The organism is Frankia sp. AgB1.9 (assembly GCF_016786355.1).
In the GTDB taxonomy this organism is placed as follows: domain Bacteria; phylum Actinomycetota; class Actinomycetes; order Frankiales; family Frankiaceae; genus Pseudofrankia.
The window spans coordinates 1-14,395 of the sequence record NZ_JADWYX010000029.1 but is presented as its reverse complement, the minus strand read 5'-3'; the positions used below and the strand labels follow the sequence as shown (position 1 = coordinate 14,395).

17 protein-coding genes are annotated in these 14,395 nt (G+C 68.4%); 6 read left to right on the top strand and 11 right to left on the bottom strand.

Translation table 11 applies throughout. From position 1 onward, the window contains the following. Positions 1-32 precede the first annotated feature (32 nt). From I6A60_RS13715 to I6A60_RS13695, 5 genes are all read right to left on the bottom strand, one after another. Positions 33-338 (bottom strand): hypothetical protein, encoded by a 306-nt coding sequence (locus I6A60_RS13715; protein WP_238435387.1) that lies wholly within the window; start codon positions 336-338, stop codon positions 33-35. A gap of 52 nt (positions 339-390) precedes the next feature. Next, entirely contained in the window at positions 391-1,191 is an 801-nt protein-coding gene (locus I6A60_RS13710) for a hypothetical protein (RefSeq protein WP_203014114.1), read from the bottom strand. A 518-nt stretch (positions 1,192-1,709) separates the two neighbouring features. After that, a complete protein-coding gene (gene xerC, locus I6A60_RS13705) occupies positions 1,710-3,152 on the bottom strand; it encodes a tyrosine recombinase XerC (protein WP_203014116.1) in 1,443 nt (480 codons plus the stop codon). Beyond that, positions 3,152-3,415, bottom strand: coding sequence for a hypothetical protein (locus I6A60_RS13700; RefSeq protein WP_203014118.1), 264 nt, complete (start codon positions 3,413-3,415; stop codon positions 3,152-3,154). Before I6A60_RS13700 ends, xerC begins: the two co-directional genes overlap by 1 nt. 252 nt (positions 3,416-3,667) lie before the next feature. Next, positions 3,668-3,976 carry a hypothetical protein gene (locus I6A60_RS13695; protein ID WP_203014120.1) on the bottom strand — a complete coding sequence of 103 codons (309 nt, stop codon included), beginning with the start codon at positions 3,974-3,976 and terminating at the stop codon, positions 3,668-3,670. Between the two features lie 176 nt (positions 3,977-4,152). Here I6A60_RS13695 and I6A60_RS13690 point away from each other — a divergent pair, with 176 nt between their 5' ends. Further along, positions 4,153-4,347 (top strand): AlpA family transcriptional regulator, encoded by a 195-nt coding sequence (locus I6A60_RS13690; RefSeq protein ID WP_203014170.1) that lies wholly within the window; start codon positions 4,153-4,155, stop codon positions 4,345-4,347. A gap of 59 nt (positions 4,348-4,406) precedes the next feature. Here the strand turns inward: I6A60_RS13690 and I6A60_RS13685 are convergent, their stop codons facing one another. From I6A60_RS13685 to I6A60_RS13665, 5 genes are all read right to left on the bottom strand, one after another. Next, positions 4,407-4,595, bottom strand: a complete 189-nt coding sequence (locus I6A60_RS13685; protein WP_203014122.1) for a helix-turn-helix domain-containing protein — start codon at positions 4,593-4,595, stop codon at positions 4,407-4,409. 38 nt (positions 4,596-4,633) lie between these two features. Next, complete coding sequence (locus I6A60_RS13680; RefSeq protein ID WP_203014173.1) at positions 4,634-6,346, bottom strand: replication initiator; 1,713 nt, start codon at positions 6,344-6,346, stop codon at positions 4,634-4,636. Between the two features lie 5 nt (positions 6,347-6,351). Then, complete coding sequence (locus tag I6A60_RS13675) at positions 6,352-8,061, bottom strand: FtsK/SpoIIIE domain-containing protein (protein WP_203014124.1); 1,710 nt, start codon at positions 8,059-8,061, stop codon at positions 6,352-6,354. A 132-nt stretch (positions 8,062-8,193) separates the two neighbouring features. Next, the gene (locus I6A60_RS13670; RefSeq protein WP_203014126.1) at positions 8,194-8,529 is read right to left on the bottom strand and encodes a hypothetical protein; all 336 of its coding nucleotides are present in this window, start codon (positions 8,527-8,529) and stop codon (positions 8,194-8,196) included. After that, the gene (locus I6A60_RS13665) at positions 8,526-8,939 is read right to left on the bottom strand and encodes a plasmid replication, integration and excision activator (protein ID WP_203014128.1); all 414 of its coding nucleotides are present in this window, start codon (positions 8,937-8,939) and stop codon (positions 8,526-8,528) included. Before I6A60_RS13665 ends, I6A60_RS13670 begins: the two co-directional genes overlap by 4 nt. 134 nt (positions 8,940-9,073) lie before the next feature. Here I6A60_RS13665 and I6A60_RS13660 point away from each other — a divergent pair, with 134 nt between their 5' ends. Further along, complete coding sequence (locus I6A60_RS13660; RefSeq protein ID WP_374113497.1) at positions 9,074-9,496, top strand: helix-turn-helix domain-containing protein; 423 nt, start codon at positions 9,074-9,076, stop codon at positions 9,494-9,496. A gap of 174 nt (positions 9,497-9,670) precedes the next feature. Here the strand turns inward: I6A60_RS13660 and I6A60_RS13655 are convergent, their stop codons facing one another. Next, complete coding sequence (locus I6A60_RS13655) at positions 9,671-10,096, bottom strand: hypothetical protein (RefSeq protein WP_307873669.1); 426 nt, start codon at positions 10,094-10,096, stop codon at positions 9,671-9,673. Between the two features lie 294 nt (positions 10,097-10,390). Here I6A60_RS13655 and I6A60_RS13650 point away from each other — a divergent pair, with 294 nt between their 5' ends. From I6A60_RS13650 to I6A60_RS13635, 4 genes are all read left to right on the top strand, one after another. Beyond that, a complete protein-coding gene (locus I6A60_RS13650) occupies positions 10,391-11,734 on the top strand; it encodes a helix-turn-helix domain-containing protein (protein ID WP_203014134.1) in 1,344 nt (447 codons plus the stop codon). A gap of 25 nt (positions 11,735-11,759) precedes the next feature. Beyond that, positions 11,760-12,437: a 2'-5' RNA ligase family protein gene (locus I6A60_RS13645; protein WP_203014137.1), complete on the top strand. Its 678-nt coding sequence runs from the start codon at positions 11,760-11,762 to the stop codon at positions 12,435-12,437. A 203-nt stretch (positions 12,438-12,640) separates the two neighbouring features. Then, complete coding sequence (locus tag I6A60_RS13640; RefSeq protein WP_203014140.1) at positions 12,641-13,378, top strand: toll/interleukin-1 receptor domain-containing protein; 738 nt, start codon at positions 12,641-12,643, stop codon at positions 13,376-13,378. Continuing rightward, on the top strand, positions 13,371-13,841 hold the full coding sequence (locus I6A60_RS13635) for a hypothetical protein (RefSeq protein WP_203014143.1): 471 nt from the start codon (positions 13,371-13,373) through the stop codon (positions 13,839-13,841). The genes I6A60_RS13640 and I6A60_RS13635 overlap by 8 nt, the downstream gene beginning before the upstream one ends. Positions 13,842-14,395: the final 554 nt, after the last annotated feature.

Genomic DNA, 14,395 nt, shown 5'->3' with positions numbered 1-14,395 from the left:
CTAGTGGGCGGGCCCGTTAGTTCGTCGGGGGCTCATGCGGCTTGTGGGCGTGGCGAGTGCCGGTCGTGGTTGCTGATGCGAGTGAGGAGCTGGTTGAGGTCGGTGCGAGTGAACTTCCAGTCGAAAGGCCTGGCTGCGGCGTTGGAATGCTTCTCGAAGGTGAGGATCTGGGCGGCGAGCTCGTCCAGGCCCTCGAAGTCGTCGGGGGTGAGGAGCTTGCGCTGGATGACGGAGAAGTCGGGGTTCGATTCCCCGGGAGTGCGCGCCTGGTTGAGGCAGGTCAGGGCCCCGCAGCCGCCGACGGGTGGCGCGGGGCTCTGGCATTTCCGGACCTGCAACTGCCTCCATCCCCGGCCCGGCTCTCAGGTCCCAGCAGTCCGAACCTGGATCTCAGCCGGTCTCGCCGGGTGGCCCAGCCGTGTCTTCGATCTTGGTGTGGGTGTCGGTGCGGAGCTGGTCGACCAGGGTGCGGGCGGTGCCGGCGCTGACGTGGAGTCGATCGCGCAGCGTCGCGGCGGAGATAGGGCGCCGATGGTGCTGCCAGTGCAGGACGTCCTCGGCGCGGGCACGGTGCAGAAGGTCCTGCTCCCGAGCCCCCGACTCGACCTGAGGCGACGTACCGCCTTCCGACGGGGTTTTCCCCTGCCCGTTCCGACGGGCCTGTGTTGATGACGCCGGCTGATCGGACGGCATGGCGGTGTCGGCAGGTGGCGGGCTTGGCGGTGGCGTGCTCGTCTTGGTCGGGTGCATGGCTTGGATCAGGCCGGGAGCGACCTCGGCCCAGCCGATCATCAGCAACGGCCCGACCGCGTCGAACGCCGCCTTGCCATACCGGCCAGCCAACAGCGGCTCCGCGATATTCAGAGCCAACGTCACCACACTGGCAAACACCAACAACCGCCGCGCCGACCGCCCCACCCCCGCCGGATCCCCGTGCACGGCCAGCTGACGCAGTCCCAGCAACAGGCCGACCACCGACAGATCCACCGCCGGCGCCACCAACGGAGCGATGAAAACCGGCACCCCCAGCCGCAAACCCAAATCAAACGAGTTCCCGAACCCGAAAAGAAACGTCAGCCCCACAACCACCACGACCAGCGCGGTGACGAGCCTCGCGGCATAAGGACTCCCAGCGATAGCACGGGCGTCCTCCCGCAGCGGGACCGCCGATTCTTCCCCGTGGCGATTCATCGGGTAACACCCCCGACCTGCCACGAGACGGCGAACCCGATCGGCGAGACCAACCAGACCGGCCCGCAACCGTGGCCGACGAACCGCCCGGCCTCGGCTGCCGCGACGACGACGCACGCTCCGGGCCGATGTTCCACCGCGACACACCCACCGAGATCGCCACTGCGGTCGACTCGGCCGTTGAGCTGGCGGCCCACGAGGATCGGCGCCACCATAGAAGCCGTGAACGGACCCAGGTGTGCGCGGCGTGTGCGCGCACACGCCGTCCCTGCCTGGCACACACCGGCACACACCGGCACCGCGAAGCCCTGACCACCGGACGCAGCGGGATAGGTCAGCATCAGACATCACCGACAAACACGACAATCAGCGCACTACGGATCAGAAGGTTGGGGGTTCGAGTCCCTCCGAGCGCACGCTGGTTGAGGCAGGTCAGAGCCCCGCAGCCGCCGACGGGTGGCGCGGGGCTCTGGACTTTCCGGGGTCTGTACTGCAATTCGTACTGCAATTGGAAACGATCAGCGTTCCGGCGCACGGGAACGTTTCGGCCGTTCGTCACGGTCCGTGACATCTTCCGGACCGTGCAGGCGAGTAAGGATGCCGTCCATCGTCCTGGCCGTGCCGCGTCGGACGTCTTCGAGGACATCGACATAGATGTCGGCCGTGGTCCCGATCCGGGTGTGCCGCAGGAGCGCGCGGATCTCGTTGAGGTCGACGCCCGCGCGGAACAGCAGCGTCGCCGCGGTGTGCCGAAGGTCGTGGACACGGACCCGCCTCACGCCGGCCTGTGCGCAGACCGCGTCCCACCACCGGTTGACGTTGCGGGGATCGATCGGGCGCCCCGCCTCGGTGGTGAGCACCAGGCCGTCATCCGCCCACAGCTCCGCGACATCAATGCCGTGCTTCTCGGCCTTCTCTTTGGCTTCCTGCTTGGCCTGGTCTTGCCGGCGCTGGTGTTCGAGCAGGACCGCGACGACCATTTCAGGCAGAGCGAGAACGGCCTTTGATCCTCTCGTCTTGAGGTTCTCGTCCTCGACCAGCTCCCATCGCTGTTTGCCGGTTTCCGGGTCGATACCGGCACGCCGCCGTCGCTGCTTGCGGACGATGGCGATGGTGCCCGCGTCCAGGTCGAGCGCATCCCAGTGCAGCGCGAGCGCCTCCCCCTTGCGCAGCCCGAGGGCCAGGAGCACGAGCCACAGCGGCGCCATCCGGTCGACGAGCGCGACCGCGACGACCTTCCGCGCCTCCTGCTCATCGAGCGAACGCACCTGCGCGTCTGCCTTGCAGGGCGGTTGGACGAGCGCGGCCACGTTCCGCGTGATCAGTTCGTCTCGGACTGCGTCGCCGAGTGCCGCTGTGAGGATCGTCAGCGCGTAGGCCACCGACCGGGCGGACAGCGGCTTGACCGGCTTCCGCTCCGGCGCGGGAGTCTGCTTTGTCGCCGGCTTCCGCCGTGCCCGGCCGGATGGCGCCCGTTCGGCCGCTTCCTTCGCCCGCTGAGCCGTCTTCTCGGCCGCGGCCTTGTCCCAGGCTGCCCGCTGAGCCAGGCCCGCCGCGGACGGCTCGGTGAGCTTCCGCGTCATCCACTGCCGCACGTGGGCCGGGGCCAGCTTGCGCAGCTCGTGATGGCCCAGGATCGGCACCAGGTGCAACCGGACCTGGTCCGCGTACGACTCCGCCGTCGACTCGGCGAGCGTGCCCGACACGACGCGGGACGGCAGAACGACCGTGACCCACTGGTCGAGGTATTCCCCGACCGTGATCCGCGTCGTGACGACCGGAACACCGTCTTCCACCGCCCGCAGCGCCTTGCGAATCTTCTCCTGAACGTCCTCCCGCGTCGGACCGTAGAACGTCGGACGAGAACCGTCAGGCAGGCTGACCTGACCCGCCCAGCCGTTCCGGTACCGGTAGATAGAGCCCTCGTTGTTGCCGCCCCGGCTACCTTTCTTCGCGGCCATCAGACAGCGTCCGGCTGGTCGCTGGGGATTTCCTTCGCGATCGCGGCCATTGCGAGTGCGTGACGGGCCGCCGCGATGGTGTGTTCGTTCGCGCGTCCGGCGACGAGTTCTTCGGCGATGTACCGCAGAGAGCCGCAGGCGTAGAAGTACCGGCCCTCGGGTGAGTAGGTGGCCAGTTCGGCGCGCGCCCTGTCGAGTTCGGCCGCCGTCGGCTGGTAGTCCGCTGAGTCGCTGGCGGAGGGGTCGGAGCTGTTTTCGGGCATGACGGATCCAGGCTCCTTGCCGGAAGAGAACGGGAGAGTGCCGCCGGCGCGGGTGCCGCTGCCGGGCGCGAGTGAACGTTCCGGTTCTCTGGCGTGGGGAGGGTCCGTCGGGGAGCCGGCCGCGTCCAGGGCGCTAGCGCGTCGCTACGCGATCGACCTTCGGCCGACCCTGGACACGTCCACCTCCCCGACGGCTTGCAACGCCACCAGAGAAACGGAAAAGAAATGGGGGTGGTGCAGGCAGGGGTATCGCTATGGGCGGGAGACGCCTGCCGCCGCCGGGACCAGCGGGGACACCGGGACGAGCGGAACGCTCTCGGGAGCCGGGGGCCCGGCCGGGTTGCGGCGGAAGAGCAAGACCGCTTCGACGTCGTTGAAGTGCTCGACGAACACCGCGCCAGCTGGGACGACCGCGAGCGCCGCGGTCACGTCCTCCACGTCCGCGCCGGGGTGGATCGTCACCTCACACTCGCCCGTGGGCAGCAGGGTGACCAGGACGAGCGCCGGGCCGGTTTCGGGGGTCCGCCACAGGCTGGAGTCGTCGAACGAGAAGATGCCCATAGGGCTTCGCTCCTTGTGAAGGCAAGGGGTGGGGTCTCAGGTCCCGGTTGGGTGTTGGCGCACCCGCCGGGACCGCCTATCGGTTCTCGACACTTGACGGTTGCCTAGTACCTTGTAGGTGAGTCTGCGCCACGAGGTAGGCAACCGTCAAGTACGGTTCTCGTGTGCACCACCTCATGGGAGCCGCCGAGATCGGGAAGCGTCTCGGCGTGAGCCGCCAACGCGTGAGTCAGATCGCTGCCGGTGACCCGACGTTCCCGAAGCCGGTGGCCGATCTGGCCGCCGGCCGGATCTGGCACAGCGAGGACGTGGAGCGCTGGGTTGCCGAGCACCGGCCCGACCTCGGACCGCCGGACGACGACAGATCGTGACCCGCGCCGCCCCAGTCTCCGGGCGGGAGGTCCGCGTGCTCGCCCGTCTGCTCCCGGTTTCATGCGGCCTCCCCGTCGTGTCCACGTAGCCGACCGACGTAGGCGATCAGGGAGTCGTGTGGGATGCGGCGCAGACGGCCGATGCAGATGGATTCCAGCTCGCCGGATGCCAGGAGCTCGTAGACCCGTGAGCGGCTGATGCCGAGTTGTTCGGCCGCTTCAGCGGTGGTGTGCAGGAGCCGAGTCACGGCGTTGTCTCCTGTCGCGGGGCGGGGCGGACATCGGCTCAGGCCGCGGACGGCCGGGCGTCGCCGGGCGGCCCCGTCGCGTCGGGGGGCGCCAATTGCGCGCGCCAACGTTGCCGGTTCGCGATCGCATGCAAGATCAGGTGTTCGCGGCGGGGTGCGTCCGGGTCGCCGGGCCGCACGAGTTCCCACGCGACCCGCGGCGCATCCATGCCGTCGGACGAGCCACCGGCGCGAGCCTGCCCGCCGGCCGGGCTGTGGGGGTCGGCCTGCTTGCCGAGTGCTTGCAACTGTTCGCGCACGAACGCGACCCGGTCGGCCTTGTGGTCGCCCAGCGTTTTGCCGGACCACTTCCGCGAGACCAGAACGCGCCGGCCGCCGAAACCGAGCGTCTCGCGCCGATGTGCCTTGCCCCTGCACCGTCCGGGGACCAGGCCGCCTCGGGCGTTCTTGGGTGCGATGCCGTGGAGTAGCCAGTTGGCGCAGGTCGGCGAGCAGGGTTCGTAGCGCAGCGCCGCCGCGAGCCGGTCAACGTGGGCGCGTTGCCGGTCAGAGGTGATGGCGTGGCATTCGTCGAGCGACTTGGTCAGGTACTTGGACAGATAGCCGATCAGCCGACCGGCGGTGTCGCTGTTCGAGGTGACGCCGTCCGCGCGGATCTGCGGCCCGAACCGCACGACGTGCGCCGGTTCGTCGTCCGAGCCGATCGCGTCCAGCGCCTCATCCCACGACACCAGCTCCGCCCCGGTCGTCGGGTCGAGGTAGCCGCCGGTCTGCTCATCCCAGGTCGGGTGGTCAGACCCGCCCGTCGGGTGGATCGGTTGGTCGGTCGGTGGCCACCAGACCTGGTGGTAGGTCGCGGCCGCGACTTGGCGCAGCAGGACGCGCGGGACCGTTCCGCGGAACGCGGCGTGCAGGTGCGGGGCGAGTCGCCGTTGTGGTTCCAGGACCGCGAAGTACTGGACCTCCCAGCCAACCGCCCGGCGCAGGTTCTGCCAGAACCGATCGATCAGCTTCGGGAAGTGGATCGCGTCCCGCGCCGCGCGCCGGTAGTCGTAGGTGTCCGGGTCCACCGGCGTGCCGTCGGCGAGCACCCGTCCGTAGGTGTCACACGTCAGGGTGAGGAACATCGACGGCCGCCAGGCCGTGCCATCCGGCGCCGTGTAGGTCCGCCCGACCGTGCGCTTGTCCACCGGCAGCCGGGGCAGGTCCGGGGCGTCTTGGCGCCGCCGGGTCGATCGTGTCCGCCGAGGTCGTTCCCGGTCGTCCGGTGCCGCTTTGCCCCGGACGCCAAGGTCTGTGAGGTGCTCGTCGACTTGCCCGATCATCTCGTCCGCATCGGTGACCCCGTCCGTGTCGCCAGCCTGCTCTGCGTCGGTGCGGATCGCTTCGAGGTCCGCGCGTAGCCGGCCGAGTTGTTTGGCTTCATCGTCGGGCGGGTCGGGTGGGGGTAGCGGTTCGTCGTCCAGGTGCCAGCCGGTCTTGCACTGCGCCATCCGCAGCCGGCGCGCTCGCTCTGCGCACGGTGGGCATTTGCTCGCCAGCGTCGCGCCACACGGAGCCGGGACGATCGTCGTCTCGCCGGTGTCCAGGTCCACGCGGCGCAACGCCACCGGCCGCATACAGACGCCTTCCTGCGCCGCGACCGCTTCCACGACCTGACGCGCCAGAGGCATCCGCATCCGCGCCGCCCGCGATCCGGGCCGAGGTTCCTCGCCGGTCGTCTGACCGGAGTCGGCGCCGCCCTGGTCCATGGCGGTCACTTCTCGTTCCAGGGGTTCCCGTACTCGGTGAGATCGGGCAACCAGCCATCCGCCGGCCGGTCGAGATCAGGCACCCAGCCCGCCTGCGGGCCACGGTTCGGACCCGGACCGTCTGCCTTGCGCCATGGCCAGGCCAGCCGCCGACGTCGAGCCGGTCCGTCGAGTCCAAGGAGGTGCCCGAAGCCACGGGACCGCAGGATGTCCGCGATGTCGGGGGCGATCGTCGGCCCGGCCAGCGCCCCGCGCGCTGGTACCAGGCGTGCTGGAACCGGGCGCACAACCGCGATGGCACCGGCGGTGGGAGCGCTGTAGCGGTCGATGGTCCGGCGGATCTCCGCATCGTCCGGCCAGGACGCCCGCACGCGAATCGGGTCGCCGCCGCCGTCTTCCGCGACGTAGCCGGTTCCCTGGAGGTTCGGTGGGATGTCCTGGCAGCGCGCGCCCTTGTCGTGGGCGCCGGCCCCGAGCACGAGGTCAACCTGTTCGGCTTCCACCAGGCGCAGCGCGACCCTGACCGGGAACAGGTCACGGAACGGCAACGTCTCCTTGCGCGGGTCCTGCACCGCGGCCACGACGACGACGCCCGGCGCGCGGCCCTGGGACAGCAGCAGGCCCAGCGACGCGGAGAGCCGCCGCTTAAGATCACGATCTGTCACGTAGGCCGTCAGGGCCGCGATCTCGTCGACCAGGACCACGATCAGCGGGTCACCGACCGTCGGCGTGTGCAGCCGGGCGACGCCGCGTAGCCCGTCCGCGCGGGACTGCATCCGGGCGACCGCGTCGTCGAGGAGATCGGCGATGGAGGGCAGGTCGTAGGCAAACCGGGCGAACAGCGGCGCGCCCGCGGCCATCTCCATGCCGCCCTTGGGATCGCACACCCACAGCTCCGCGAGCCCTGCGGCGACGGCCGGACCGAGCGCGCGGATCAGCGACCACAACACCGACCCCTTACCCGACCCCGTCGCACCCGCTACCAGGACGTGCGAACCGCGAAGCGGCAGCAACCACGGGCCGCCGTCTTCACGCCGGCCGATCGGCAGGTTCTCCAGACCGTCCGGTCCGCCCAGGCCGTCGACAGGTGCCGGGGGCACAGTCTTGTCGAGGGGATCGCGGCGGTAGAAATCCAGCCAGACGAACCCGACCTGATCGCAGCGCACCCGGCACGCCCGCGCCCGGTAGACGTGGCGCAGCGCCTCGGCCTGCTCTGCCCACTGCTCCGGGGTCTGTCCAGGGAGCAGCTCGACGCGCAGCGACTCGACCGCGACCGACGCGCGGAAGCCGCGGATGCGGGGGAAATACTCGTCGAAGCTGACGGTCTCGGCGTTGGACGCGGGGATCTGGATCGCCAGGCCGCAATGCAACGTCGCCGGCCGCCACTTCCGCCGGTAAACGGCCACGAGCCGCAGCCGTCCCCAGGTCCACCAGGCCGCCCGGTCAAACGACGCCCGATGCGCGAGCCGCCACGCCGCCGAGACCAGCACGACGAAGCCGGCGAGCGCACCCAGGCCGAGCACGCCGGTCTGGCGGCAGAACGCCGTCAGCACGACGAGCACGCCGACCGCGACCGGATGCCGCAGCACAACGAGTAGGCAGCGGCCGGCGAGGCGGCCGAGCATGCCGACGACGATCCACCACAGGGGTATGCGGATCTTGTCGTGACGTGCTGGCAGCGACGGGAAACGGCGATCCCCGTTGATTCTGCGCATGACAAATACCACCCGTTTCACGGCAGGGCAAAGCCAAGGGCAAGAAAGGAAGAGAAGAAATGCGGGGCAGGTCCCGGGGCAGCCGACGTCTATGTCAGGCCGGCGGCCCCGGGACGCCCGTGAGAAACGTGCTTAAGCGGCGCGTGAGCCCCGAGAACGACCCGCCGACGAGGGCGCGGCCAGTCCGGTCGGCGGGTGGACCAGCTCCGCCGCCGGGTCGGCGTTGAGGGCGAAGCGGGTGCAGTCCTCGGCGAACCGGGCCGCCGCGTCCGCGAGCTCACGGACGAACTGCATCGCCGTCGCGTCGAGGTCGGTGTTCGACATCGCGATCGTCACCGAGACGTCCCCCGTGGTCAGGGTCAGGATCGGGGACCGCTCCGGGTAGACGTTGAGGTGGACCGAGGCCCCGCCACACACCGAGAGGTGCGACGACAGGCGGGTGCGCGACTTGACCGTCCGACCGCTCACGCCGCAGCCCCCGAACCCCGCCGGCCCGCCGCAGGCGACGCCGGACGCAGGCCCGAGGCCCGCAGCGCGAACATCTGCTTCGGCCGCGCCCCGTTCGAGTCCACCCACGGAATCACCTGGATACCGTCCAGCTCCACCGGCCGAAACGGCGTCCCCGGGATCGGGTCCGGCATCACTGGAGCCACCTCAGCGGCGATCTTCACCTTCAACTCCGCGGTCCGCGCCGTCGGATCCGCATCCATGATCCGCACGACCCACATGGGCAGGCCCGTGTCACGGTCACGCTCCTGCACCGGGGGCGCCCCCGGCCGGGACTTCTCGAAATCGTTGGACTGCTCTACGCCGAGCACGTAGGCACCGTTCGGGAACGCGTCCGCGAACGCGATCGGAATCCGGCGAGGAATCGCCACAGTCGCACACCTCCGCTAGGAAAGACCCGACATCCGGCTATCCGGACACATCGGGTGTGTCCTAACCATGCGCGCTCGTGAACCGCTCGCCAACCTGCTATGCGCCTGTGTATGACGTCATGGTATAAATCGCGATGTTGTTTGCTTTGGCGACAAAAGCCGGGTTGGCTTGCGTCATGGAGATGACAGACAGCCGACCGGCGAAGCCGCACACCGCGCGCGGACCGGTCGACGGCGAAGACTGGCTCGCCGTCGCGAACTGGCTCAACAGCCGTATGGCCGAGCGCCGGATCGGTCAGCAGCAGCTTGCCGACGCCGCCGGGGTATCCGTCGCGACCGTGCGCGTGCTCCAGCGTGGAGCGGGCGGGCGCCGCGTGCAGAACGAGACCCTCGCCGCCATCTGCCGCGCGCTTGGCTGGCCCGACAACCACCTGCTGCGCGTCCTGGTCTCCGATCCCGACGCCGCCGGGCTGATTCCCGCGGACACAGCCGCGCAGCTCCTCGCCGCGGTCCTGCGCATCGAGCGTCAGATCGACCGCATCGAGAACCGCCTGTAGCAGGTAACACCCGCGGCCCCGCTCCGCCAGGACACGAGCGCTCACCCACGGCACGAGCCATCGGCCGCCAGGCGTGGGGGCGGTGTGCATGCCGCCGCAGGGAACGACGAGAGCCGGACCTGCGGGTTTACTCGCCCGTCAGGTCCGGCCCACTGGCGGTCCGGGATGAGGCCGCTACGACGCCAGGGCCACCGAGCCGTGGTCCGCCGGTACTTCCAGCACCCCGGTAAGCACGCGCCTCACCGCAGCGAGGGCGTCCGCCTGCCCGTCGGCGAACGCCGTACGCTCTGCCGCCGTCACGTAACGATCGCCGGCCGAGAGCCCATCCGGCCCAGCCGGCCCGACGAGCGCCCCGCCGCGTTCCACCGCCCCAGCCGCGAGCAGGTCAAGCAGTCCAGCGCTGGACGGAGGCTCGGTCGCCGGCCGGTAGACGAGGACCAGATCGACATCCCCGAACGCCTCGGCGAACGCGAGCCCTGCCGGAAGCCGCGCGATCTGGTCGTACAACTCCGCGAGATCGGAGCCCGACGCCACGACCAAGGCCCAGTCCTGCCCGTCCCACGGGGTCGCGACGACACCGGGCGTCTCCGGTCGCCGCACCTTCGTATCCGTATCGGTGCCCGCCGAGGCCGCTGGATCTTCTGCCGATTCATCGAGCCCACGGCCCGCATCGTCGTGTTCTGCGAGGTCAGGTGTCATCCGGCCCTTCCCATCATCCGTGCCGAGCGAATGTCACCCCGCGTCATGCACCACACGGCGGGGTTGTCGCCCAGCCTTTCGGCGACGCGAGCGCAGCGGAAAGAGCTACGGGCGTATACGAAGGGTGGCTACACTTCCGCATAGTGCCGCCACCGACACGGTAGGGATACGCCGCCCGCACGGAAGGCCCGCGTCATGACCCCACGCCGCCCGCGCCCCGTCCCCCCGGCCGATTTCTGGCATCGCCCCGAAGTCGCGGAAGCCCTGGCCAACAGAGATATCGGCGCCTTCCTGAAGATCTACCAACGGTGGAGCGGCGCGACCCAGACTCAGATCGCCACGGCATGTGAGGTCCCGCAGTCGCACATCTCGCACATCATCCGAGGAAAGCGCCAGGTCACCAGCCTGGATATGTACGAGCGGTTCGCGAGCGGCCTGGACATTCCCCGCGCGCTGCTCGGACTCGCCGAGCCGGCCGCGGTGCATGAGCCACCAGCCGCCGCCGAGCACACTGGCCCAGACCGTCGAATCGTTCTTGCTGCGACGGCCGCGACCGTGGTCCTGGCCGCGGATGAGGAGCTGGACGAGGTCACCCAGCGGATGCAGCTGTTCGCCGCGACCAACGTCAACGAGTCCGCAGTTCAGCAGCTCGACATGAGCGTCGACCTGATCGGCCGCCGGTACGAGAGCTCCGACGCCGCGACCGCGTATCCGACCGCGCTTCGCCAGCGCCGCTATGTCGCCGAGCTGATGAGCGGCCACCAGCACCCGCGTTACCGCGGTGACCTGTACGTCGTTGCCGGAAAGCTGTCCGGACTGCTCGGCTACCTCGCGTTCGACCTGGGCAACGAGTTGCTCGCCCGCGCCTACTGCAACGAGGCGATGAGCCTCGCCCAGGCCGCCGGCAACCGCGACCTCGCCGCATGGGTCCGCGGAACGCAGAGCTTCGTTGCCTTCTACGCCGGCCGCTACAAGCAGGCGTTGGATTACGCCCGCGACGGCCAGCGCTACGCGGCCGGAGGCCCCGCGTCCATCCGTCTAGCGATCAGCGGCGAAGCCCGCACCCTTGGCAAGCTCGGCGACCGTCGCGGCGTGGATGACGCGGTCAGCCGCGCCCTTGCAGCCCACGCTCGGGCCGACCACGTCGACCCGGTCGGCTACTTCCTGTCGTTCGAGCCGTTCGGCGCCGCTCGCCTCGCCGGCAACGCCGCCAGCGCCTACCTCGCTTTGGGCGCCGTCGACCGCGTCCGCGAGTTCACCGACGAGGCCATCCCGATCTTCGCCCGATCGAACTCGGCCGCCAGCCACGCGCTGACGCTGGTCGACGCGAGCCTGACCTACCTGACCGACCGCAACGCCGAGCCCGACCGCGCCGGAGTCCTGGTATCCGAGGCGCTGACCGTCGGAGCGAAGCTGCGATCGCAGATCGTGGCCAGCCGCGCCAAGGACTTCGTCACCAGCGCCGCCCCCTGGGCACACGTACCCGAGATCGCCGAAGTTGCCGAAGCCGTCGCCGCCTGGCGTGTCCCCAGCGCCTGAATCGCCCCGGTTCTAGCCTGACGGAGTGCCGCACTCCCACGAGGACCAGGTCGACGCCGAAGACTGGGAAATCTTCCAGCGCACCGAGCAGCTGGCCAACCACTGGTACTGGCGCCCCGGCCACCGGCCAGGACGCAACTACCTGACGTGGTACTTCGTCTTCGACGACCAAGCCCTCCGTGACCACATCGCCCACCACCAGCAGGCCCTCGCCGACCTGAACTACCTAGACCCGGTTCCCCCGGACGGCATCCACATGACCGTCCAAGGAGTCGGCTTCCCCGACGAGGTCAGCCCCGAGGCCGCCGAGCGGATCGGCGAGAACGCCGACGCCCGCATGGCGGACATCGCCCCGTTCACGCTGACGATCGGCCCGATCGCCTCGTACCCGGGCGGCACCTTCCTACGGGCCGCCCCCTGGCATCCCGTTGCCGAAGTCCGCGAGCGCCTACGCCAGGCCATCGCCGACGAACTCGGCGCCGACCAGGTTCCCGCGGAACCCGCCAGGTTCAAGCCCCACGTCAGCGTCACCTACTGCAACGCCACCCCACCCGCCGGCGAGGTCATCCGCCGTCTCACCGAACTCCGTCAGGAGCCAGCGATCGTCGTCCCCGTCGCCAGCGTGAGCCTCCTCGAACTTCGCCGCGAGGGCCACACCTACCGCTGGAGCACCCGCCACACGGTCACGTTCACCGGCCCGTAGATGCGAGGCGCGACCAACGAGGCCGCCACCTGCCGAATTGCTCGTTTTGAGATCAAGCAGACTGGCCGCGCCGCGCGGCGGCTGCGCGTGGCGCTGGCGCGCCATGCTCGCCGGAGCGTCGCATCTGGGCTGCCATCTCCTCATATCGGCTTGACCGCCCCCTTGCCAAGGCGGAACAACTGCGGGACGATCACGCGACGGGGGTGAGGGTGGACGTCTTTCTAAGCTATACGGGCGAAACCGTCGACATTGCGCGCGAGATTGCGGCATACCTTAGGCAGAACTCGATCAATGCGTGGCTCGCCGCCGATCATGTTGCGCCAGGCGACAATTGGTCCGCGAGAGTTTCGACACAGATCGAAACAGCTGACGCGATCGTGATTATCCTCTCAAAGGATTACATGCGCAGTCACTGGGCGCGAACAGAGGCCGCCTTCGCCACTGCAAGAACGATCCAGGAATCGGGTCCGGTTGTAATACCCGTCTTCACGGATGACTCCGAGATACCCCCACTCCTTGCTTACATACAAGGCGTCGAATACGTCCGGGGTGCCGACAACCATCTGGCGCTGGAGCGCATAGTATCCGCAGTTCGAAGGAAGCCGCTCCACGGAACTAAGATTGACCTCGACAACCAAATTAGAGCCATTGATGCTAACCGCCGACTCCTCAACGCCGAAGAGGTCGACTGGTATCGCAGGCGGCAGACTCGCTCGCGACAGACGCTAACATTTCTCGTACTGTTTTTGGTGCCGGTCGTAATTCTTGGAATTCTCTCCATTCTTGTCTTCTTATTGCGCAGCTGGCATGGCTCATCGGCTGCGGGAGTAGCCATCGGCGTCTTGGCTACCATTCTGGTCGAGACAATCGCACTCTCGTTCCGCTCCCTCCGCCGCGGTCCGAGTAGCTCAACTGACCACGAGGGGCCGGCGCATGACTAGCAACGCCGGACTTCCAGCACCGGGCGCCGTTCAATCTCCCGAAAATCAACAAGCTCCAGAGCCTGCTACGATGAACGATCGTATTCGTTACATGTTCGAGAACGAGGCGCTGCGCCAGCAAATAGAGGTCTTTGAGCGCCGGAAATCTCAGGACAGAATCTGGGATGCCATGCGACTAGTAATGGCTGCGGCTTCAATTTTTCTAATGATGTTTGTGGTCATTATCTGTGCGTGGATTATATTTCAAAGTCGAAACTTTTCACAAGAAACAGTGGCGATTGCTACCTCCGCAATTTTAGTAGACGTCCTTGGCGCGATCATCTCTATTTGGCGGAGCATTATTGGCAAGGAGGGGCCGGGCAGGCTGGCCCCAGTGACATCAAGGCCTGGTATGCCGGCCAGCGCGCAAGCAGACCAGGGGCAAAGCAGCGCTAACGTCCCAGACGCCAACGAAACAAAGTGACCTAGCGCAGAGCCGCTGCTCTATGGCGGTTCCTCGCCAACTGCCGGGGTCACAGGCGAGCTGCCGCGCCGCTTCCGCTCCTCGGTGCTGGCGCACCTGCGGTACGGGTCGACTTGCCGACGAAGATCTTCATCCGCTGATCGCGGGGATGCCGAGTCGAAGGCAGGTCGCGATCATGCCGCGCGGTGACCACTCCTCGGGCCTATGGCGGCCACGCTGGCAGCCAAGCTGGCCGAGTGGCGTGGACGAACGTGGACGTCCATGGAACCGGCGACCGTCTGACCTAGACCGGTGGACGTCGGTGGACGTCGGTGGATGTCTACAGACGAGTATCCGGGAATCTCATAATCCCATGATTCGCGAAATCAGTCGTTGGTGCCCGATTGGGCGGAGGTCACCACCTATGCAAGTGGAGCGTAGGAGCACACCGAGGGGTCAGGCGGCGACCACGGGGACCGGCAACACGTTTTCCAGGATCTTAGTGCCTGTCCTGAATCTTGGTGGTGTGTACCGGTTGTGGTCCGTTCCTGATCTTGCCGGCGTGGTGGCGTGAT